The sequence below is a fragment of the Spirosoma flavus genome, from assembly GCF_054778555.1.
The window spans coordinates 517,842-540,289 of the sequence record NZ_BAAGZL010000004.1 but is presented as its reverse complement, the minus strand read 5'-3'; the positions used below and the strand labels follow the sequence as shown (position 1 = coordinate 540,289).

Annotated in this window: 15 protein-coding genes; 11 read left to right on the top strand and 4 right to left on the bottom strand. The window is 48.0% G+C overall.

The window, feature by feature from the left end; all coding sequences use genetic code 11:
* Positions 1-86: 86 nt before the first annotated feature.
* Positions 87-533 (bottom strand): hypothetical protein, encoded by a 447-nt coding sequence (locus ACYVF1_RS22485; RefSeq protein ID WP_461083079.1) that lies wholly within the window; start codon positions 531-533, stop codon positions 87-89.
* 110 nt (positions 534-643) lie between these two features.
* On the opposite strand from ACYVF1_RS22485, the gene ACYVF1_RS22480 reads away from it, so the two are divergent.
* From ACYVF1_RS22480 to ACYVF1_RS22470, 3 genes are all read left to right on the top strand, one after another.
* Positions 644-886, top strand: coding sequence for a cytochrome b5 domain-containing protein (locus tag ACYVF1_RS22480; protein WP_461083077.1), 243 nt, complete (start codon positions 644-646; stop codon positions 884-886).
* Between the two features lie 31 nt (positions 887-917).
* On the top strand, positions 918-1,763 hold the full coding sequence (locus ACYVF1_RS22475) for an N-acetylglucosamine kinase (protein ID WP_461083075.1): 846 nt from the start codon (positions 918-920) through the stop codon (positions 1,761-1,763).
* 137 nt (positions 1,764-1,900) lie between these two features.
* Positions 1,901-2,971: a 2Fe-2S iron-sulfur cluster-binding protein gene (locus ACYVF1_RS22470; protein WP_461083073.1), complete on the top strand. Its 1,071-nt coding sequence runs from the start codon at positions 1,901-1,903 to the stop codon at positions 2,969-2,971.
* An 81-nt stretch (positions 2,972-3,052) separates the two neighbouring features.
* Here the strand turns inward: ACYVF1_RS22470 and ACYVF1_RS22465 are convergent, their stop codons facing one another.
* Entirely contained in the window at positions 3,053-5,386 is a 2,334-nt protein-coding gene (locus tag ACYVF1_RS22465; RefSeq protein ID WP_461083071.1) for a M56 family metallopeptidase, read from the bottom strand.
* A gap of 62 nt (positions 5,387-5,448) precedes the next feature.
* The gene (locus ACYVF1_RS22460; RefSeq protein ID WP_461083069.1) at positions 5,449-5,838 is read right to left on the bottom strand and encodes a BlaI/MecI/CopY family transcriptional regulator; all 390 of its coding nucleotides are present in this window, start codon (positions 5,836-5,838) and stop codon (positions 5,449-5,451) included.
* 185 nt (positions 5,839-6,023) lie between these two features.
* Between ACYVF1_RS22460 and ACYVF1_RS22455 the strand changes: the two genes are divergently transcribed.
* From ACYVF1_RS22455 to ACYVF1_RS22440, 4 genes are all read left to right on the top strand, one after another.
* Positions 6,024-6,515, top strand: coding sequence for a group II truncated hemoglobin (locus tag ACYVF1_RS22455; RefSeq protein ID WP_461083067.1), 492 nt, complete (start codon positions 6,024-6,026; stop codon positions 6,513-6,515).
* Between the two features lie 51 nt (positions 6,516-6,566).
* Positions 6,567-8,300 carry a M3 family oligoendopeptidase gene (locus ACYVF1_RS22450; RefSeq protein ID WP_461083065.1) on the top strand — a complete coding sequence of 578 codons (1,734 nt, stop codon included), beginning with the start codon at positions 6,567-6,569 and terminating at the stop codon, positions 8,298-8,300.
* Positions 8,301-8,417: 117 nt separating this feature from the next.
* Positions 8,418-8,696 (top strand): hypothetical protein, encoded by a 279-nt coding sequence (locus ACYVF1_RS22445; protein ID WP_461083063.1) that lies wholly within the window; start codon positions 8,418-8,420, stop codon positions 8,694-8,696.
* Between the two features lie 206 nt (positions 8,697-8,902).
* Positions 8,903-9,646, top strand: coding sequence for a LexA family transcriptional regulator (locus ACYVF1_RS22440; protein ID WP_461083061.1), 744 nt, complete (start codon positions 8,903-8,905; stop codon positions 9,644-9,646).
* A 68-nt stretch (positions 9,647-9,714) separates the two neighbouring features.
* Here the strand turns inward: ACYVF1_RS22440 and ACYVF1_RS22435 are convergent, their stop codons facing one another.
* Positions 9,715-11,490 (bottom strand): ABC transporter ATP-binding protein, encoded by a 1,776-nt coding sequence (locus tag ACYVF1_RS22435; protein WP_461083059.1) that lies wholly within the window; start codon positions 11,488-11,490, stop codon positions 9,715-9,717.
* A 213-nt stretch (positions 11,491-11,703) separates the two neighbouring features.
* On the opposite strand from ACYVF1_RS22435, the gene fusA reads away from it, so the two are divergent.
* The 4 genes from fusA (at position 11,704) to ACYVF1_RS22415 (ending at position 22,386) form a co-directional block, all read left to right on the top strand.
* Entirely contained in the window at positions 11,704-13,821 is a 2,118-nt protein-coding gene (gene fusA / locus ACYVF1_RS22430; protein ID WP_461083057.1) for an elongation factor G, read from the top strand.
* 241 nt (positions 13,822-14,062) lie between these two features.
* Positions 14,063-17,482, top strand: a complete 3,420-nt coding sequence (locus ACYVF1_RS22425) for a VCBS repeat-containing protein (protein WP_461083055.1) — start codon at positions 14,063-14,065, stop codon at positions 17,480-17,482.
* 69 nt (positions 17,483-17,551) lie between these two features.
* Positions 17,552-20,926, top strand: a complete 3,375-nt coding sequence (locus ACYVF1_RS22420; protein ID WP_461083053.1) for a VCBS repeat-containing protein — start codon at positions 17,552-17,554, stop codon at positions 20,924-20,926.
* A gap of 104 nt (positions 20,927-21,030) precedes the next feature.
* Entirely contained in the window at positions 21,031-22,386 is a 1,356-nt protein-coding gene (locus ACYVF1_RS22415) for a vanadium-dependent haloperoxidase (RefSeq protein WP_461083051.1), read from the top strand.
* Positions 22,387-22,448: the final 62 nt, after the last annotated feature.

Genomic DNA, 22,448 nt, shown 5'->3' with positions numbered 1-22,448 from the left:
GACTACTTCATTAGTCATTACACATTAAAAAAGCCATTCCGGTTGATCTACGGAACGGCTTTTCGGGTAAATTGGTTTGCGGAGCTTTACGGATTCGTTAGCGTATACACGTTTGTGGAGTTGCCCGTTTTCTGACTGGTCGTTGTGCGCGTCAGCTTCAGATTGTTGTCATCAACCAGTTCAATGTTGAATTCAATCGTGCCGTTGGTGCCGGTTGGCTGAGGATTTAGATTGCTCAGTACGAGCCGCGTATCAGATGGAACGGAATATTGTCCTGTAAAAATAGACCCATCAAACTCGGTGTATTTGACCGTAGGGGCTGCACTTAAATCGAGTTTATAGTTGGCATAATTACGGACATTGGTGGTGGCTCCGCGTGTATACACCGTTGAACTGTTTTCATCAACTTTGCTGGCCGTCCAGACTTTAGCGATACGTTCTGAAACAGGCGCAGGTGTTTTGCTCTTACAACCTGTAAACACACTGACCAGAGTTACTAGCGCGATAAAAGCTGTAAAACGAATCTTTTTCATAATCAATCTAATCTATACAGAAAAACAGTAGTGGCTAAAGTTACGCTAATTTTGTAGTTCTGCGCAAAACGCAGCTACTAATAATTCATTCAATTGACTTAACGGCTACTATGCTGCCCGCCCATTCCGCCCAATTTACCCGTTCGCAACTCGCCCTTCGCAATGGCCAAGATCGAGACGAAATCTGGTGTGCTTACCAGGGAATCATCTACGACGTATCCGGCTCCAGACTCTGGCGAAACGGTCATCATTACGAGCACTGGGCCGGTCAGGATTTAACTGACGAACTCCCCGACGCCCCCCACACAGACAGTGTTTTTGGGCGTTTCCCAGTCGTCGGCAAACTCATCTAATCATATTCCTCTGCCCTTACCCACAAGCCCTATGCTCCTCATCGCCGATAGCGGTTCAACCAAAACAGACTGGCGGCTGGTCGGTCCGCAAGGTCAAGCTGCTGCTATTCAAACGGATGGATTCAATCCATATTATCAGACAACCGACGAAATGGTTGCTACGTTACAAGCACAATTAGTGCCACAGCTTCAAAACGATGCTATTACTGATGTTTTTTTCTACGGAACGGGCTGTACGGGCGAAACGGTCAACTATATTGTTGCCAACGCGTTACGTGCTGTGTTACCGAACGTAACGTCTGTTTCGGTGAACAGCGATATGCTGGGAGCGGCTCGCGGAGCCGCTGGGCACGTACCGGGTATTGTCTGTATTCTGGGTACAGGTTCGAATGCCTGCTGCTACGATGGCAATACTATTATTCGAGGAATTCAGTCGCTCGGCTTCTGGCTGGGCGATGAAGGTAGCGGTGGTTATCTGGGCAAAACGCTGGTACGTGATTTTTTCCAGGAACGACTCCCAGCCGAACTACGTAGCGCTTTTCAAACTCGTTACGCGCTCGACCGTCCGACATTGCTCGAAAACGCTTACCAAAAACCGTACCCTAACCGCTATTTCGCGTCGTTTACACCTTTTTTATCGGAGCATCTGACGCATCCATACATCAGTGGGCTAGTTACCGACGCGTTTGTTTTGTTTCTCACTACCTACGTTCGGCGTTTTCCGGAATCCAGCCAATGGCCTGTTCATTTTGTGGGTTCGATTGCCCATTATTTTGCGACGTTGCTGGAACAGGCTGTTGACCAAACTGGTTTAAAAATGGGCCGTATCCTCAAAGCGCCAGCCACCCAATTGGTCGAATTTCACAAAAATGGGTAAGTTCCAACAGATCAGGCGTAACTTTGCAACTAGTACGTTATAAAGTTACAGGATTGTATAGTTATAAGGCTCCGGCCGGGCGATTGTAGCAAAACTATATAACCTTAAAACATTATAACTATACAACTTGAAGACGAATGGCAAATCGATATTTTTTGAAAGTGAAAGACGTTGTTCGGGAAACATCCGATGCCGTCACCATTAGTTTCTGGCACCCCATCAACGAAGAAGTACGTTACCAGCCCGGTCAGTTTCTGACGTTTCTACTGAACATAAACGGCCAAAAGATTCGCCGGTCTTACTCCATGGCGTCTTCGCCCCATGTCGACGTATCACTGTCGGTTTCGGTGAAACGAGTGCCGGGTGGAATAGCATCCAATTATCTCTGCGACCGAATTCGGCCCGGCGATATTCTGGAGACGTTGGAACCAATGGGTACGTTCGTTCCTAAACTCGACCCGCAAAACCGCCGATTAATTGTACTAATTGGGGCAGGCAGTGGCATTACGCCTTTGTTTTCGATGGCGAAATCGGCTCTGCACGTCGAGCCGAACAGCCGCGTTTGGCTCATCTACGGAAACCGGAATCAGAATTCGATTATCTATAAAGCCCATCTGGACGCGATGGAGCAGGCATATGGCCGTTCACGGTTTCAGATAACGCACGTATTGAGCCAGCCTTCATGGACCTGGACGGGCACCAAAGGACGCTTGAATCAACATTCGCTCACCAAATTACTGGAACAACTTCCGGCTGCCGAACGTCAGAATGCCAGTTTTTATCTCTGCGGTCCCGATGGCATGATGACCGAAGCACGGTCGGCGCTGGCGTTACTGGGTGTTTTGACCGAACGGGTTCATAAAGAAAGTTTCGCTCATGCGTCTGTACCCGCTGGCGACGTAGTAGAAGAACCCATGACGGCCGACGATTCAGGTACGCCCGAAGTTACGGTGCTGTATGAAGGCAGTGAGTATAAATTTGCCGTAGCTCCGCACCAGACCATTCTGGAAGCTGCGCTGGATCTGGATATTGACCTCCCCTACTCCTGTCAGGCGGGCATGTGTACCGCCTGCCTGGGCCGCTGCACATCGGGAAAAGTGAAGCTCGACGAAGAAGACGGTTTGTCGGAATCTGAACTGAAAGCGGGATACGTACTGACCTGCGTGGCCCACCCCGTTGGCCCGAATGTCGTAATTGAGATTGAGTAAACGTATCAACGTAACGCGGCCGGACTTTTACAAAAGTCCGACCGCGTTACGTTGATAGTAAATTACTGGCTTACCCCCCTATTACTCAGGTTTCGGCGCTATCGCTGGCTTTGGCTTAGACCGAGGCTTTGTAACTTTTACCCGAGGACTTACAACTTCTGCAGGTGGATTGAGAGCCTCGTCAGGAATAGCTTCAACGGCTGGCGGTGTTGGTGCCAGAGCAGGTGCTGCGGGCAAGGCAGGAGTCACTCTAACTCGGGGGGCTATGGCTGGGCGGGGTGCACGAGGAGTACGAGGTACAGATTTCGCACCCTTAATACGTTTCCAACGAGTTCGTTTCAAGCTCGTATCTACGTTCAAATCCAGATTTAAATCCGAATTCAAATTCATGTTTAGATCTGAGTTCATTTCCGGATCACGCTCGTTTAGCTCTTTCGACCGGTGCCATTCCTGATCCCGGTACCGATGCTGACGATCAAGCTGGTCAGATAACCGGTCCAACTGCTCCTGAAGCTGCATGGATTCCCGTTCGAGCTTCTCGATTGGCAAGCGAGCTTCTTCCATTTTTTGTCGGGCTGCGTCGAGTTGTTTGTTTAAGTCTTCAATACCCGTTTCCTGCGTTTTAATATCTGGTTCAAGCGCGGCCAACTGTTTTTCAATCTCAGCCTGATTCAGTTTCTGCTTTCCATCATTATAAAGTAACTGTTTGTGTTTTTCAATAAGTGCCTGGCGCTGTTGTTCAAGTTTTTGCTTTTTCCACTCAAGAACCTGCTGATTCCGTTCCGATGCTTCGATTGGGAATCGAAGTTTTTCCATTTGGGAGTGTAGAATTTCCATTTGTTTCGAACGCTCACCCATGATCTGACTGAGGCTATCCATCCGGCTTTGCTGTAGAGTGCGCAGTCGATCAAGCGAATCGCTGAGTGGCTGCAAATGACCCAAGGATGCCATGGCATCACCAATTAAGCTGTTGTAGTCAGTTTTCTCAACTTCCCTTAGTGTCTTACTTATGTCAACTGGAAACGCACCAGCCGCATTGACAGACGCAAGACTCGTATTAATAATCGTATTGTAATCGATATGGGATAAACCCTCCGCCAAAGCCTCCATGCCGCCATCGAATGCCGCGTTTTTTTCAATAATGGTCAATAAAATATCGCGGTCAGCTTTCGGTACCTTATCAAGCGATAATTTTCCGCCCATAACCGCATCCAACTCTCGCTGCAACGTAGCAACACGGGCTGCCGATAGCTTTTTACCTTTCCAGGTAACGTAGCTAATGACATCACTACCAGCCATTCCGTACTCTGAATCGCGGTCGATTTTATGTTTACGGGTAGGTTTTGGCTGGGTGGTTTTATGTACTGGCTTGTCCTGTTTCTGCACCGCATAAACCGATACGCTCATCAGCAGCAACGTAGCGAGTGTAAGCCCGGCCAGGCTGCTATTTGACACAAACGGGCGATTTGCGACGCCCAGCATTCGCCGAACCCGATACAACAGATGCTGCCGGTTAGAGGCCAGCGCCATACCGAGCGTAGGCGTTTGTTCGAGTTGCATTAGACGTAGTTCCTCCACACGAGCCAGCGCCTGTGCCAGCACGTGCCCATCGCCCCCACAAACAGCCACGGCCAGATCATCGCAGCAATGCTCACGTTCTTCACGAACCCGCGCCGACAACCACCACAACGCCGGATGAAAGAAATACAGCACTTCAACCACCGATTGCAGGAGATTGACGGCGTAATCGTGCCGCTTAATGTGCGCCATCTCGTGCGCCAGAACAGCTTCGACTTCGCGGGGGGTCAGGTGCGCGGCCAAGCCGATAGGCATCAGCACAACAGGTTTCAGCACGCCAACTACCATAGGCACAGCAATATGCGCCGACTCCAGCACCCGCACTGCCGACCGAATAGCCAGCGAAGAACGTAGCTGACCAACTAACTGCCTACAGGCTATCGACGCGGGCAACGTAGCGGTTTTGGTCAACCGTTGCAGATAAACCCAGCCACCCGCCAACCGCAACCCAAACAGCGCGACACCAATGAGATAGATCAGGACAAATTCGCTCAGATGCGCCTGAAGAAACTGCTGGAATTGATACGTCCACGATACGTTCTGGGAAGCCACCTGAAGGCGCATCACTAAAAGCTGTTGCGATAACTGCGCAGAAAGAAGCGGCTGTGTGGCTACGTCCGATTTGTAGTACCAGATGAACGTAGCGGTCGACGCCAGCAATTGAGCCAGCAACGTAACTACGCTGATCTGATAGCGTAGACTACTCGATTGATTACGTAGCAGGTGAAGTAGTACGGCCACGGGCAGTACCAGTGCAAACCCCTGCCAGACAGCATGAAGCAACGTCCAGCCCAGCGCGTCCACAACCGAACTCGGTAAAAAATTGAAAGCGTTCATGAGTTAAAGGAATATATTGTTATCAGTAAAATCATTGTCTCGAACACAATCCAGCCAATCCGCTAATCAGCTGAATCCCGGCGGCTGGTATCCTGATTCAGATTGTTGAGTAACTTTTTGATTTCGTCCAGTTCTTCCCGCGACGCCTTATGCTGACCCAGCACCTGCATCACCAGCTTAGACGCCGATCCGCGAAAGGCCGTTTCTACAAACCGGTCGACCAGATTTCGTTGCGTATCTTCTTCAGTCACAGCCGCCGTGTACGTGTGCGAACGAGCATCTTCTTCACGGGTAAGTAAGCCTTTTTCGTACATAATCTGCATGAGTTTCAGCGCGGTTGTGTAGCCAATATCGCGACTTTGGCTCAACGCTTCGTGCACCTGACGTACGGTGCTGGGGCCATTCGCCCAGAGTTCGTGCAGGATTTCAAGTTCGGCATCAGTAGGTTTCATTTCCGATCTACGAATAATTTCGTAGCAAACATATACGAACAGTTTCGTAGATCCAAATTTTAAAACAAAAAAATTGTTAAAACCCTTTATTTAGTGAAATGGGATCATCCAGATCAAGCGAACGTACTAGCCCTATTATCTGTTAAAAAGGCTTCACATCTAGTTTTAAAAACGCTCTAAAATTGATGAAGTCAATACCAACGCTATACGAATGGGCGGGCGATATGAAAACCTTTGAAACATTATTTGAAAGGTTTTACGACAAAGTCCTGAACGACGAACTGTTAGTAGACGTATTTAAGAATATGTCGCCCGAACACCGAATACACGTAGCGCATTTTGTGGCTGAGGTTTTTGGTGGCGAAACGTTATACACTACGCAGGACAACGGGAGCCATGCGCAGATGATCGGAAAGCACATTGGTAAAATGCTTACTGAAGACAAGCGGCAGCGTTGGGTTCAGCTTTTATTGCAGACTGCCGATGAGGTTGGCCTGAAGAGTGACCCGGAATTCCGGTCTGCTTTTGTCGGCTACATCGAATGGGGCACCAGATTGGCGGTTATAAATTCGCAATTGCTTGAACTACCGATTGCCGAAAGTGAACCAATGCCTAAATGGGGCTGGGGCGAAACCGGTGGCCCTTATATTCCAGAAAGTACAGCTAATCAAGGCTAGTTACGCTATTATATTATTTTTGCAGCCCGACGATTTTCAATTCAATTACTAATGACCGCAAACGAATCGCTACCCATTCCAACCCGTCCGAAACGCCCGTTTATTGGCGAAAATTTAGCCTTGAAAAGCTGGGACGACGTAAAACCTTTGTACGAAAACCTTCGCGAACGCCCGATTGAAACTGCCGACGAGCTACGCCAATGGCTGGTCGATCGGAGTGAGCTGGAATCCTATCTTTCCGAAGACTTCGCGTGGCGCTACATCAAAATGACCTGCGATACAGCGAATGAGGATCTGGTGAATCAGTTGAATTTTTTCATCGCGGAAATTCAGCCGCCGATGACGGCGTTCGGCAATGACCTTGATCTGAAAGCCGTTCATAGCCCTTACCTGAGCCAGCTGACCGACGAAGGCTACGATATTATGGTACGTGGCATGAAAAAGGCCATCGAAATTTTCCGGGACGAAAACATTCCGCTTCAGACTGAACTTCAGACCGAGGAGCGGAAATATGGAGCCATCGTTGGAGCTATGACCGTGACAATTGACGGTCGCGAGATAACCCTACCCGCAGCCAGCGACCTGCTCCAATCGACCGACCGGGCGGTACGTGAAGAAGCCTGGCGCAAAATCTGGGAGCGTCGCTATGCCGATCACGAAACACTCGACCAATTATTCGACCGGTTGCGTACGCTACGTCATCAAATAGCGGTGAACGCCGGTTTCGAAAACTTCCGCGATTATATGTTTGCCGCACTGGGGCGGTTCGATTATACCCCGCAGGACTGCTTCAATTTTCATGAATCGGTGGCGGAGGCCGTAGTGCCTTTACTAAACGAACTGGCGCAGGATCGTAAGAACAAGCTCTCAGTAGATCCGCTACGTCCGTGGGATGCGAAAGTCGACGTAGAGAGCCGCCCACCGTTGAAACCCTTCGCTACCGGAACCGAACTGCTCGAAAAAGCCATTACGTGTTTCGACCGACTGGACAAGGAATTAGGCGACGACCTACGTATCATGCGGGCGATGGGCCACCTCGATTTGGAATCGCGGAAAGGCAAAGCGCCCGGCGGCTACAATTATCCGCTGGAAGAAATTGGCGTACCGTTTATTTTCATGAATGCTACGTCCAGCCTCCGCGATCTGGTGACGATGGTGCACGAAGGTGGTCACGCTGTGCACTCGTTCCTGACTCGTGATTTGCCTTTAAAAGCGTTTCGGAATCCGCCGATGGAAGTCGCTGAACTGGCTTCGATGAGCATGGAATTGCTTTCGATGGATCATTGGGATGTGTTTTTCGAGAATCCAGAAGAACTGCGTCGGGCAAAACTTCAGCATCTGGAATCCATCATTGAAACGCTACCCTGGGTAGCAACCATCGACAAATTCCAGCATTGGATTTACGAAAACCCAACGCACACCGACGCAGAGCGCCGAGAAAACTGGTTAAGAATCTATGAGCAGTTTGCCGATTCGGTGACGAACTGGGACGGGTTCGCCTATTATAAAGAGTATATCTGGCAGCGGCAACTTCACCTGTATGAAGTGCCATTTTATTACATCGAATATGGCATTGCGCAATTGGGTGCTATTGGCGTCTGGCGAAATTATCGGAAAGATCCTAAAGCCGGGCTTGAGGGTTATAAAAACGCGCTACGTCTGGGCTACAAAGCGCCGATACGTGACATTTACGCTGCTGCCAACGTACCATTCGATTTTTCACGCGACCATATTCAGGAGTTAATGCAGTTTGTGTGGGACGAAATTCAGAAGCTAGGCCGATAGACAATAACGTAGCCGACTGAACTTAAAAAGGAACGTAGCGAAAAAAACTATTGACGAACGACGGTCGACTAACGACTCTTTCTTATTTTTGCCGAATCAATTCGTAACCAAAGAGCTATGAAGCGCGTATTCCATATAAGTTTGCTGGCAGTGGCGGTATTGTCGCTGGCTTCCTGCGACTACCAGAAATACAATTCAATACGTCAAAACGATTACCGGGCGCGGGATTTTAGTCCGACGTACCGGGCGGGTGATCCAGAAGTATATGGCCTCGGAAAAGATTCAGTAGCCGTACAGTCGCGTTATAAATACACGGCCAATCCGGCTCTGGATGCCAAAGCTGAAGATATCCGTAAAAAACTGTACGGTCCAAACAATAAGACGCAAAGCCTGTAGTTTTTAAATCAATTATAAAAAGCGACCAATCAGCATATAGACTGATTGGTCGCTTTTTATATTCTTCCCACAGATTTGAATTCATACACAGATATAGGTACCTATAGGTAAATTTATCCAACGTTTATGTCAGAAAGCCACCTCTACGAAGGCCACATATTTATATTTGCAGTATATTTGTTGTAATACAAGTGTAGTACACTTTAATGCGATTGCATTGCCATTTTCTCAGGCAGGAGTATCTAAATATTGTCCCCAAAACCACTAGTGCTGTGACTATCCAGGATCGACTAAAGCACGTCTTTGACGCTTTAGGCATAACTATCTACCAGATTGCGAAAGAGTTAGGCGAGAACCCGTCGAAGTTTTATAACATTCTGAATGGTCGGGCAAAACCGTCGTACGATACCATTATGAGTTTGCTGGCCTGCTATCCGCAGATCAGCTCTGACTATCTGATTCGGGGTAAGCTACCTATATTAAACTCGCCGGAAACAAACGCCCGGATGGTTTCTGCCGACGAAGATTCTCTGGAAGTTCCGTTCGTTCCAGTCAAGTTCTACGCCAGCTTCGTAGAGAGTTATGCCGATGGATCTTATGGCGCTGATGCCGAAATGTTTCGAGTCCGGAAAGCGGTTATGAAAGGTCATAAACAGGCGGTTGTGCTGGAGATTTCGGGAAATAGCATGAGTCCGCAGCTGGCTCACGGTGCCAAAGTACTGGCCGTACCTATCAGCGAAACCAACTGGGAGTACCAATCTGGCGGAGTGTATGCGGTGATGTACCGCGACTATTTTGTCGTCAAGCGGATCATCGACAACGAGCTTTTAACCCGTAAATACCTCACCCTTCATTCCGACAACCCAAACGGCGGCAATGTAACGGTTTCTCTGAAAGACATTCGGGGTATCTGGAAAATCGTATCTATCGTGGAAGCGCCAGTAGAGTAGATGACTTTTAATAGAATGCGGATTTATATGATCTTTAGGATTATCATAAAAATCCGCATTCTATATATCTATACTAGTTCCATTACGTCTTTTTGGTGCGCCCACATATCCTGAAAAATGGCGCTACGTTGGCGAAGCGTTGAAAAAGTACCTTCATCGACGATACGTCCGTCCTGCATGATATATATGTAGTCGAACAAGGGTAGCAGGTGCAATCGGTGGAGCGTGGAAACAACAGCTTTATCAGAAAACTCACGTAGCAACTCGCGATAAATCTCTAGTTCCGTTTTAGGATCAACGCTGCTGGTCGGTTCATCCAGTAAAACAATATCGCTGGTGCGGGCTGCCAATACGCCACGAGCCAACGCCAATCGCTGTCGCTGCCCACCCGACAGGTTTACTCCTTTTTCCTGAATATTGGTTTCGAGACCATTCGGCAATTGCTTCACTACGTCTTCGAAACGCGCTACCCGACACACTTCACGTATTTCATCGTCGCTGAAAGGTAACCCTAACGTAATATTATAGGCAATTGTGTTCTCGAAGATTTCGGGCTCCTGCGGAAACAACGTAACAGTATTGGCCACGGCGTTCAGATCTGAAAATTGCTCCTCTCCTACCGAAACCGATACGCCCGGTTCGGGCTGATATAAGCCACGTAGCAATGTCAGCAACGTACTTTTCCCAGAACCACTTTCGCCAATAAACGCAACTCGTTTACCCCGGCTGATGCTTAGTTGTACATTGCTTAGATTCGCAATTTTACGGCTCACTCCGATTGTGTTACGTCCGTGCGAGAAGTTAAGTTTGGCAATGTCAATTGTACGCCAGTTGTCGGGTAATTGCTCTGATTCAGGATGTTCGTATTGAGAATAGGCTTCGCTGATGCTACGTGCCGTTTGTACGTCGGTGTTATATTTTACAATCTCGGTATATTGCCACGCTACATCATGAAACACACTGGTAAATTGATTTACATAGCCCAGTAACGTAACAAGTCCACCCACCAGAAAAACCTGTCCAGGCGTGTAATGCTGATACACGTAACCCGCAGCCATCACTACGTAGATCAGCCCAACGAGCATACTGGCGGCAAACCATTTCCATTCATTAATATGTACCTGCCGCATAAACGGCGGGAAAACATCTACAATCTTCAGTCCCAGCCCCGCCTGAATACGGGCTTCCAAACGTAGCGTAATGACCGTAATGATATTCGACAAGCTATCGAACAACGTAGCAGATACTACGTGTTCCCGCTCGTTGGTTTCGTCTAGCGCTTTGATAAATGGCCGATCGAAACGTAGTATTACCCAGATAGTTACTACGCCCAACGCCACGCCAATCAAGCCAAACAGGGGCGAGAAATATAGCATGGCTCCAAACGAAAAAACGAACTTCGCCAGCGCCTGAAGATAGATGAAGCCATCCTGAAAAAAGGTTTTCAGGGCGTCATACGCTTTTCGGATGCGGTTGATGGTTACGCCACTGTGGTGATCTTTGTGCCAGCCAACGGGCAGATGCAGCGTTTGATGAAACAGTTCATCCAGAAAATTGCGGCTCAGGTTAAACGCCAACCGTCGTTCCATAATCCGGGCCGGGCCGTGAAATACCCATTCCAATACTTCCAAACCCAGGTAACTACCTGCGTAAATCCACACCAACCGCAGGATATCAACGTTAGGTTGCTGAAACTGACCCACAAACCAGCCGAACAGTAACGGACGCATTGCCGCCACTAGGTTGGCCAGGATGAATAAAACATAAACGAATACATATTGCCGTTTTTCGTGGCGGGCATACGTCCAGGCCGTACGAAGTAAGGCTATGTATGGATTTTGCATGATTCTAAGGACTGGTCTCATTTTCTGAGACGTAGTCACTCTTTAAATGGACAAAAATGAAGAATAGTTTCTTGGATATTCTTTATAAATGAGTTGCTTTTCTTATTGAATTTCAGTAATTTTGCGACCTGATTTTGCAGGAAGACCTCTGTCAACACCGACAACTCTTTCCTTATCAATTTAGAAAAACATAACTTTCAGTTTAACAAGCTAATGGCTCGCGATTTAGCATTTACGAGAAACATCGGTATCGCTGCCCACATCGATGCGGGTAAGACGACCACCACCGAGCGGATTCTCTATTACGCCGGGGTAAGTCATAAAATTGGTGAAGTGCACGATGGTGCAGCCACCATGGACTGGATGGAGCAGGAACAGGAGCGCGGTATTACGATTACCTCGGCCGCTACGACTGTTGACTGGACCTACCGCGACAAAAAATACCATATCAACATCATCGATACCCCTGGCCACGTTGACTTCACGGTTGAAGTGAACCGTTCGTTACGTGTACTCGACGGGCTGGTGTTTCTGTTCAGCGCCGTTGATGGCGTTGAGCCTCAGTCAGAAACCAACTGGCGTCTGGCTAACAACTATAACGTAGCACGTCTGGGCTTCGTAAATAAAATGGACCGTTCGGGAGCTGACTTCCTGAATGTCTGCAAGCAGGTTAAAGAAATGCTGGGCAGCTACGCCGTGCCTCTTCAGTTGCCAATCGGCGAAGAAGATAACTTCAAAGGCGTTGTTGACTTGGTAAACTTCCGGGGTATCGTTTGGAACGAATCTGATAAAGGTATGACGTTCCAGGTTGTTCCTATTCCGGATGATATGCTCGAAGAAGCTACCGAATGGCGCGAGAAATTGCTCGAAGCCGTAGCTGAATTCGACGATCATCTCATGGAGAAATACTTTGAAGATCCTGAGTCGATCACGGAAGACGAAATGCTGGCTGCTCTTCGTAAAGCAACCATCGCCATGAAGATCGTTCCGATGCTTTGCGGTTCGTCGTTCAAAAACAAAGGTGTGCAAACCATGCTCGACTACGTAATGGCCCTGCTGCCATCGCCGTTGGACAAGGAAAGCATCAAAGGAACCAATCCTGACACGGGTGAAGAGATTTCGCGGAAGCCATCGGCTAGCGAGCCTTTCTCGGCGCTTGCGTTCAAAATTGCTACTGACCCTTACGTTGGCCGTTTGTGCTTCGTACGTTCGTACTCGGGTGTACTTGAGTCGGGTTCATACATTCTGAACAACCGGTCGGGTAACAAAGAGCGGATTTCGCGGATTTTCCAGATGCACGCCAACAAGCAAAACCAGATCGAGCGTCTGGAAGCTGGTGACATCGGTGCTGTAGTAGGTTTTAAAGATATCAAAACCGGCGATACGTTATCGGACGAGAAAAACCCAATTATCCTGGAATCGATGGTATTCCCAGATCCGGTTATTGGTTATGCTATCGAGCCGAAGAAAACCGCCGATCAGGACAACTTCTCGAAAGCCATTGGTAAGTTGATCGAAGAAGACCCAACTCTGAAGGTTGAGTCAAACGAAGAAACCGGCCAAACCATCATCCGGGGTATGGGTGAGCTTCACCTTGAAATCATCATCGACCGGATGCGTCGTGAGTTTAAAGTAGAAGTGAACCAAGGTGCTCCTCAGGTGGCTTACAAAGAGAAGCTGACCAAAAACGTTGAACACCGCGAAGTGTACAAAAAGCAAACGGGTGGTCGTGGTAAATTCGCCGACATCGTGTTTGAAATTGGACCCCGTGCTGCCGACGAAAATGGTGTTGTACCTTCGGGCCTTGAGTTCGTAAACGGTATTGTGGGTGGTGTTATTCCTCGTGAATTTATCCCTGCCGTACAGAAAGGTTTCGACGAGTCGCTGAAAAATGGTCCGCTGGCCGGCTTCCCGCTGGATTCGATGAAAGTTCGTCTGTTCCACGGTTCTTACCACGACGTTGACTCCGATTCGCTGTCGTTCGAAATGGCCGCTCGTCTGGGCTTCCGTGAGGCTGCTCGTCAGGCTGGTCCGAAACTGCTCGAACCGATCATGGCTGTTGAAGTTCTGACGCCAGAAGAATATACCGGTCCGATCACGGGTGACTTGAACCGTCGTCGGGGTGTGATGAAAGGAATGGATTCAAAAGCAGGTTCGCAGGTTATCAAAGCCGACGTACCACTTTCTGAACTGTTCGGTTACGTAACAGACCTTCGGACGATGTCGTCGGGTCGTGCTACGGCTAACTTGACTTTCTCGCACTACGAATTCGTGCCGCAGAGCATCTCTGATGAAGTAGTAGCTAAAGAAAAAGGCACCGTGAAAGCGTAACAACTCAATCGGTTCAGTAATATGAAAAGGGATACCTGTTAACAGGTATCCCTTTTCTTTTATACATATCAAAAAGGCATTAAATTTATCACTTACCTAGGCATTCTTACTCAGACTCTACAGCAAAAAATGGAGAATACTCCTCGCTATTTGTTATTTTTACAATCCTTTTTCTTAAACTAGTTATACTCTCGAGCTCAACGCTCTTCTACACTCTATTTTATTTTCTTGACCTGTGCTAATGCGCATTAGTTTGTTTATTCTGGCAATTGGCCTACTAGCTGGTTGCCGTTCGGGTCAACAGAAGCCGACTGACCCACTCTTTCAGAAACTACCCGCCGACGTAACGAAGATCGATTTCGCCAACGTAGTGACTGACGATAAAGACTTTAACATTTTCAATTACCGCAATTTCTACAATGGCGGGGGCGTTGCTATTGGCGACGTCAACAACGATGGCTACTCGGACGTATTGCTCATTGCCAATATGGGCGATAACAAATTGTATCTGAACAAAGGCAAAAAGGGGACAACTCCGATGCAGTTCGAGGACGTAACAGCTAAGGCTGGTGTAGCAGGCAAACGGGCATGGAGTACGGGCGCTACGTTCGCCGACGTCAATGGCGACGGCCGACTGGATATTTACATCTGCAATGCGGGTATACGCGATGGCGACGACCGGGCTAACGAACTGTTTATCAACAACGGAAACGACGCCAATGGTATTCCTACGTTCACCGAACGAGCCGCGGAATACGGCCTGAACGACCGTGGCTTTTCAACCCACGCGGCCTTTTTCGACTATGACCGCGACGGCGATCTCGACATGTATTTGCTTAACAACAGCTTTATGCCGGTAGGCAGGCTGGCGTACGCGAACCTTCGCGCGCAACGGGATTCATTAGGAGGCCATAAACTGTTTCAGAATATGGCCGTGGAACGTAGTAAAGCTGTTACGCAGACAGGGAAAGTTTTAACTCAGTTTGTTGACGTATCTGAGAAAGCGGGAATTTATGGAAGTTTGATTGGCTTTGGTTTGGGCATTACCATTGGCGACGTGAATGACGATAACTGGCCGGACATTTATATTTCCAACGACTTCTACGAACGGGATTACTTATACGTCAACAACCACGACGGTACGTTCCGGGAGTCGATAAAAGACGCGATGCCGCATACCAGCCTCTCGTCGATGGGGGCCGATATTGCCGATGTCAATAACGACGGGCAACTGGATATTTTCATTACCGACATGCTGCCTGGTAATGACCGGCGATTGAAAAAAACCTCTACGTTCGAGGGGCATGATCTTGAAGTGATAAAGCATGATCGTGATTTTCATTATCAGCATATGCAGAACATGCTGCATTTGAATCAGGGCAATCAGTCGGGAAATGGCGGCTTGCCCGTTTTCAGCGAAATTGCGCGTTTTGCAGGTGTTCAGGCAACCGATTGGAGCTGGGGAGCCTTGATTTTTGATATGGATAATGACGGTCGTAAAGACATTTTTGTCGCCAACGGTATTGCCAAGGACGTAACAGATCAGGATTTTGTGAATTTTCTGGCCGATCGCGAAAATATGGCGCAGATTGCCCGTCAGCGTAAGTTCAACTTCAAAGAATTTCTGGATAAGGCGCCATCCGAAGCGGTGCCAAATTATGCTTTCCACAACGATGGCAACCTCCAATTCTCCAATAAAGCTGTTGAGTGGGGCCTGTCAGAACCTGATTTTTCGAATGGGGCCGCTTATGGCGATCTCGACAATGACGGTGATTTGGACCTGGTGGTAAATAACATGAATGCGCCAGTTGCTGTATACCAGAATCAGTCGGTTAATAAAGATAAAACTAATTATTTAAGGGTAAAGCTGGAAGGAAAAGACCTCAACCGAAACGCCATTGGAGCGCGTGTTTTCCTTCACCAATCCTCTCAGACGCAGGTTTTACAGCAGATGCCCAACCGGGGATTTGAGTCATCCGTCGATCTAAATCTGCTCTTTGGACTTGGCGATAAACCGACCATTGATTCTGTTGTGGTGATCTGGCCCGACGACCGGATGCAGACGTTACGTCAGCCAAAAGCCAACCAACTACTGACGTTACGTTGGCAGGATGCCAATCAGACATGGAAGCCGTCCACAAAGCCGAGTAAAACGTTTTTTGTGGATAATACGTCCAATACGGGCTTAAACTACGTCCATACCGAAAGCAATTTTGTGGATTACAACCGAGATGCGCTGCTGAAACAGCAATTATCCACACAAGGACCAGCTCTAGCTACAGGCGACGTGAACGGCGATGGCCTGGATGACGTATTTCTGGGAGGGGCAAGTGGGCAGCCGCACCGCTTATTTATACAACAGGCCAACGGGAAATTCGCCGATCGAACGCCTGCCGTTATTCGTCAAGACACTACGTATGAGGCCGTTGATGCGGTTCTGTTCGACGCCGACAATGATAAAGACCTCGATTTATACGTGGTGTCGGGAAGTAACGAATTCACGGCAGAAGCCGATGAACTGATCGACCGATTATACATAAACGATGGGAAAGGCAATTTCACGCGGTCGGAGACCGGCTTGCCTAACCTTAAAATGAGCGGCTCCTGCGTAGCTGCGGCCGATTTTGACCGAGATGGCGATATTGATCTGTTTGTCGGTTCGCGGCTTATTCCAAGCCAATACGGTTACAGTCCGCCCAGTTTTCTGCTTAGCAACGACGGCACCGGTAACTTCAAAAACTACACTAAACGTTTTCTTCCCGATGCCGACCAGTTAGGAATGGTTACGAGCGCTACGTGGGCCGATCTCAACGGCGATCAATACCCTGAACTCATTGTGGTAGGCGACTGGATGCCGATAACCGTTTTCGAGAACAAACGCGGTCGTTTAGCGCAGAATTCGGCAATGACAATCACGTCGACGACCGGTGATGTTTTGAAAACAAACGGCTGGTGGAACTGCATCAAAGCGGGTGATGCCGACGGTGATGGTGATTTGGATTTAGTTGTGGGTAATCTGGGGCTTAATTCCCGAATCCGCGCTACACAAAAACAGCCGGCAGAAATATATATCGGTGATTTCGATCAGAGTGGTACCGTTGAGCAAATCATTAACTGCGCCGATGAGACCGGCGAATTGTACCCAATGGTGCTGAAAAACGATTTGCAGAAGGAAATGCCTAGCATCAAAAAGAAGTACATAAAATTCAATGATTATGCTGGCAAAAAAATAACCGACATCCTGGACGAAGCACAATTGAAACAGGCCGTTGTGCGACAAGCTTACACGGCTGAAACGTGGTTACTTGTGAACGATGGGAAAGGGAAATTTACAGCCCAGACGTTGCCGGGTGAAGCGCAATATTCCCCTGTTTGTGGAGCCATTTTCTCGGACTACGATCACGACGGACGTACTGACTTGATTTTAACGGGAAATTTTCTGGACGTATTACCCGAAATTGGTCGCTACGACGCCAGCTACGGCGTTGTGCTACGCAATACAGGGAAAGCGGCTAACGGCACCATCAACTATGTATCCATCAATCCGGCACAATCAGGCTTTTTTGTTCGCGGTCAGGTTCGCCGGATGGCACGACTGGCACAGGGCCAGCTTATTCTCGCCAAAAACAACGACCGGGCACAAATTTTTTTGATGAAGTAGTGTTACGTAACGAGATGAGGCAGATTCGGTCTCCTCACTACGTAGCATTCCTGCACTCTTCTTTTACCTATGATACGTATTGTTTTATTGCTGACGATTGTCGGGCTGGCGTTATCAGGCTGTAACCCGTTCAATGCTGAAAAGCAGCTTTTCCAAACTCTCGATTCGACGCAGACAGGCGTTGGCTTTGTCAATAAACTGGTTCCAACTGATAAACTGAATATTCTCGACTACCTGTATTTCTATAATGGGGCGGGCGTTTCGTCGGGCGACATTAACAACGACGGCTTAATTGATTTGTACTTCGTTTCCAATCAGGGTAAAAATAAACTATACCTGAACAAAGGCAATTTCAAGTTTGAGGACGTAACGACGAAGGCGGGCGTTGAAGGCTTTTCTGACTGGCAAACGGGCTCTACCATGGTCGATATCAACGGCGATGGATTTCTTGATATCTACGTATGCGCTGTCGGAAATTTTCGGGGCCTGGAGGGTTCTAACGAATTGTACATTAACAATGGCGACGGCACCTTCACCGAAAAAGCCGCCGATTATGGACTGGATTTCACTGGTTTTTCTACACAAGCTGCTTTCTTTGACTACGACCACGATGGTGATTTAGACTGTTACCTGCTCAATCACGCCGTGCATACGTCACGTAGCTACGACCGTGTTAATGCCCGTTCCCTCCGCCATAACGAATCAGGAGATTATTTGTATGAAAATCAGCTCATTACTAAAGCTGGTAAAGCGCCTGCTGGCAAAGCGCCCCGCTTTGTAAACGTGAGCGAGAAAGCCGGTATTTTTGGAGCTGCAATGGGCTACGGGCTAGGGATTTCGGTAGCCGACCTGAACAACGACGGCTGGGAAGATCTGTACATCTCCAACGATTTCCACGAAGACGATTACTATTACATCAATAACCGAAACGGTACGTTCACCGAAAGCGTCAAAAAAGCGTTTCAGCACGTGAGCCGTTTCTCGATGGGAAACGACGCAGCGGACGTCAACAACGATGGCTTTGCCGACGTAGTGACGCTGGATATGTACCCCGAAGATGAGACCATAGAAAAATCGTCGCTGGGCGAAGATCCGCTCGATATATATCTCTACAAAATGTCGTACGGCTACATGAACCAGTATAGCCGCAACTGCCTGCAACTCAACATGTCGGGACAAAAGTTTGCGGAAATCGGCGCGATGGCGGGGATTGCGGCTACCGACTGGAGCTGGTCACCATTACTGGCTGATTATGACAACGATGGCATTAAAGACCTGTTCATTTCCAATGGTATCGTCCATCGGCCTAATAACCTGGATTACGTGAAATTTGCCGCCGACGATTCGCTTCGTTATGCCATGGAAACATCAAAATCACTTGACGAGCGGGCTATAAAATTGATGCCCGATGGCAAAACACACAACTATTTATTCCGGGGCACTACGTCGCTTCGATTCGATGACAAATCGAAAGCCTGGGGTTTCGAAACGCCCAACTACGCTAATGGTGCTACGTATGCCGACCTGGATAATGACGGCGATCTGGACTTGGTCACGAACAATATCGATGATCCGGCCAGCCTTTACCGTAACGATGCGAATGAGCTATTTCCAGACAATAAGCACTTGACAGTTAGACTAAAAGGAGACTCACCGAACTCATTTGGCGTGGGTGCCAAAGTTATTCTGAAGTATGCTGGTGCAGCAAAAGAGGCTGATACTATTCAGGTGCAGCAGCTCATGCTCACACGGGGGTTTGAGTCGTCGGTGCCGCCGGAATTGTTATTTGGCGTGGGTAACCGGGCGGCTATTGATACGTTGGTTGTGATCTGGCCAAATCAGCGAATGGAAGTACGTACGAACGTAACAACGAATCAGACGCTGGTTCTAAAACAAACTGATGCTCGGAGAGATGCGGCTACGTATCACTACGCTATTCCCAAAGGGAAGCCACTGTTCGCAGATGTAACGGCTGCGGACTCGATTCCCTATCGGCATCGGGAAAACCTCGGCTATTTTGACTATGTGCGGGAACCATTGATGCCCTTTCAGGTGTCGACTGAAGGGCCTCATTTGGCCGTTGGTGACGTCAATGGCGATGGATTAGCCGATGTATATGCTGGTAGCGCCAAGTGGATTCCTGGCAGTTTATTGCTTCAGCAACGTAGTGGTACGTTTATACCAAGTACACAACCAGCTTTCGTGCGTGATTCGACCTATGAAGACGTCGATGCCGCATTTTTCGACGCCGATGGCGATAAAGATCTGGATTTGTACGTAGTGTCGGGCGGAAACGAGTTTTACGGCCAGATGCCCGAACAGAATGACCGATTGTATCTAAACGACGGGAAAGGCAATTTCAGTCGGGCAGCAAACGCACTGCCTCCTATGTTCGACAACAAAAGTTGTGTGCGTCCTTTTGATATTGACAGTGACGGCGACCTCGATCTGTTTGTAGGAGGCCGTGTTGTAGGTTTTGGGTATGGAAAATCGCCAAACTCGTATCTGTTAATCAATGATGGTAAAGGAAAATTTACTGATCAGACCGATAAACTGGCGAAAGGCTTACGTAAAGCAGGTATGGTAACAGATGCCATCTGGACTGACTACGATGGTGATAAAGACACAGATTTAATTCTTGCTGGAGATTGGATGCCCATTCGCGTTTTTGCGAACAATAAAGGAGCTTTTGAGGAAATCCGCTCGATTACTTCCGATGAAACGCCATTGAATGGCTTTTATCAACGTATCATCGCGGCCGATTTTGACCGCGATGGCGATATTGATCTCATGGCCGGCAATTTGGGTACAAATACGAAGTTGCAAAAAACGCCTGATTCACAGCTACATATGTGGGTGAAAGATGTAGACAATAATCAGAGTACTGAACAAATTATTGCCTACAATCGAGGTAAAGACTGGTATCCACTGGCGTTTAAAGACGAGCTGGGAAAACAGATGCCGAGCATTATAAATAAGCGCTTTACTGATTACGTATCATTCGCCGGGAAAAAGCTGGATGAAGTCGTAAAAGACGATGAACTGAAAGGAGCCGAAGAATTCACAGTTAATCAATTTGCATCGATTTATCTTGAAAACCAGGGTGGTAAGTTTGTAGTACATACGCTACCAATGATGGCGCAGGTATCTAAACTGTTTGCTTTACAGGCTATCGACATCGACCACGATGGCGATCTGGACGTATTAGGTGGCGGCAACTTCTACGGTGTCAGTACGTATCAGGGGCGTTACGACGCCAGCTACGGTCTGGTACTACGTAACGACGGCAAAGGAAATTTCACTGCTTTGTCGCCTATCGACAGCGGATTTCTGCTAAATGGTGAAATTCGGGATATTCAGCCAGTTTTAACGAGTCAGGGATTGTTGATTTTCGTAGCCAGAAACAACGCTGGGATTCAAGTTTTTAAGCCAACGATTCCTTGAGCAAACTGAGCTTCCCTACGATTTGTCCAGCAATTTCCGTTAATTTTGTAATTCTGCTATAGGCTATAACTTAGCTTGTTCCGGTTTTAACTTGTATTAACCTTATGAAATCTTTTGTCCAATTAAGTTTTCTTTTCATACTTTTTCTGGTTGGGTTAACTAATTGCAAAAAATCAGCTACTCCGGCTGAGTATAATGCCAAAGCTTCCAATCCTGAGTACTACAATTCGGCACTGAACCAGATGACCGACGTTATTATTCACGACATTTTCTCTCCTCCGGTAGCCAGCCGTATTTATTCGTACGCCAATCTGGCAGGTTACGAAGCTTTGGTCCCTTTCGATTCTCATTATCAATCGCTTGGCGGAAAACTGAAGCGATTTCAGGCTGGTCCACAACCAGAAGTAGGTAAAGAATACTGTTTTCCGCTGGCCAGCACACGGGCCTTTCTGACTGTGGCGCGGGCGCTGACGTTCTCCGTTCCTTTTTACGATGAGTTTGAGAAACCGTTCTACGAACAGTATAAGAAAGACGGCGTACCTGATGAAGTTTATGAACGCTCGATGGCCTATGGAGAGGCTGTTGCCAAGCACATACTCGATTACGCTGCCAAAGACAACTATAAACAAACACGTGGCTTTAAGCACACTGTGACAAACGAAGAGGGTACCTGGGTGCCTACCCCCCCCGCTTATATGGATGCGGCTGAGCCTCAGTGGAATAAGCTACGTTGCTGGGCAATGGACACCTGTAATCAATTTATGCCTCCTCGCCCATTTCCTTATAGTCTGACTAAGGGCAGCCCCTATCAAAAGGAATTGGATGAGGTATATCTGACCGGAAAAAATCTTGATAAGCTGAAGCAGGACATTGCCTATTTCTGGGATGACAACGCCTTCGTAATGAACGTAGCGGGGCACGTAATGTATGCCAGCAAAAAAATGACGCCGGGTGGTCACTGGCTCGGCATTGCTCAAACTGTGGCCCGTCAGAAAAAGATGAATATGATGCAAACCGTTGAAGCATACGCGCTAACGTCGTTTGCACTAAGTGATGGCTTTATTTCATGCTGGGACGAAAAATACAGGACCAAAACGATTCGTCCGGAAACGGTTATCAATAAATATATTGACCCAAAGTGGACACCTTTCCTGCAAACGCCCCCTTTTCCAGAATATCCAAGTGGCCACAGCGTTATCTCGACTGCAGCGGCTACGGTACTCACCCAGCTTATGGGCAATAATATTGCGTTTACGGACTCAACCGAGTTTAAATACGGCCATGGAGTACGCTCGTTTACTTCGTTCCGGCAAGCTGCCGATGAAGCTTCTATCAGTCGAATGTATGGGGGCATTCACTACCGTTCGGCCCTGATGAATGGGCAGGAAGAAGGTGAAAAAGTCGGTAAATGGGTAATTGAGAAAATAAAGTCCCGTAAATCAGACGTTGCTATTCGGTAGCCTATTCACAAAGGCCTGTCTTGTCGCTACAACTGTCTATAAAAAAAGAGCTAAACATTGAT

Excerpts from the sequence above, each read along its gene's own strand:
- ACYVF1_RS22485 (WP_461083079.1), bottom strand. The coding sequence starts at position 533 with ATGAAAAAGATTCGTTTTACAGCTTTTATCGCGCTAGTAACTCTGGTC.
- ACYVF1_RS22480 (WP_461083077.1), top strand. The coding sequence starts at position 644 with ATGCTGCCCGCCCATTCCGCCCAATTTACCCGTTCGCAACTCGCCCTT.
- ACYVF1_RS22475 (WP_461083075.1), top strand. The coding sequence starts at position 918 with ATGCTCCTCATCGCCGATAGCGGTTCAACCAAAACAGACTGGCGGCTG.
- ACYVF1_RS22470 (WP_461083073.1), top strand. The coding sequence starts at position 1,901 with ATGGCAAATCGATATTTTTTGAAAGTGAAAGACGTTGTTCGGGAAACA.
- ACYVF1_RS22465 (WP_461083071.1), bottom strand. The coding sequence starts at position 5,386 with ATGAACGCTTTCAATTTTTTACCGAGTTCGGTTGTGGACGCGCTGGGC.
- ACYVF1_RS22460 (WP_461083069.1), bottom strand. The coding sequence starts at position 5,838 with ATGAAACCTACTGATGCCGAACTTGAAATCCTGCACGAACTCTGGGCG.
- ACYVF1_RS22455 (WP_461083067.1), top strand. The coding sequence starts at position 6,024 with ATGAAGTCAATACCAACGCTATACGAATGGGCGGGCGATATGAAAACC.
- ACYVF1_RS22450 (WP_461083065.1), top strand. The coding sequence starts at position 6,567 with ATGACCGCAAACGAATCGCTACCCATTCCAACCCGTCCGAAACGCCCG.
- ACYVF1_RS22445 (WP_461083063.1), top strand. The coding sequence starts at position 8,418 with ATGAAGCGCGTATTCCATATAAGTTTGCTGGCAGTGGCGGTATTGTCG.
- ACYVF1_RS22440 (WP_461083061.1), top strand. The coding sequence starts at position 8,903 with ATGCGATTGCATTGCCATTTTCTCAGGCAGGAGTATCTAAATATTGTC.
- ACYVF1_RS22435 (WP_461083059.1), bottom strand. The coding sequence starts at position 11,490 with ATGCAAAATCCATACATAGCCTTACTTCGTACGGCCTGGACGTATGCC.
- fusA (WP_461083057.1), top strand. The coding sequence starts at position 11,704 with ATGGCTCGCGATTTAGCATTTACGAGAAACATCGGTATCGCTGCCCAC.
- ACYVF1_RS22425 (WP_461083055.1), top strand. The coding sequence starts at position 14,063 with ATGCGCATTAGTTTGTTTATTCTGGCAATTGGCCTACTAGCTGGTTGC.
- ACYVF1_RS22420 (WP_461083053.1), top strand. The coding sequence starts at position 17,552 with ATGATACGTATTGTTTTATTGCTGACGATTGTCGGGCTGGCGTTATCA.
- ACYVF1_RS22415 (WP_461083051.1), top strand. The coding sequence starts at position 21,031 with ATGAAATCTTTTGTCCAATTAAGTTTTCTTTTCATACTTTTTCTGGTT.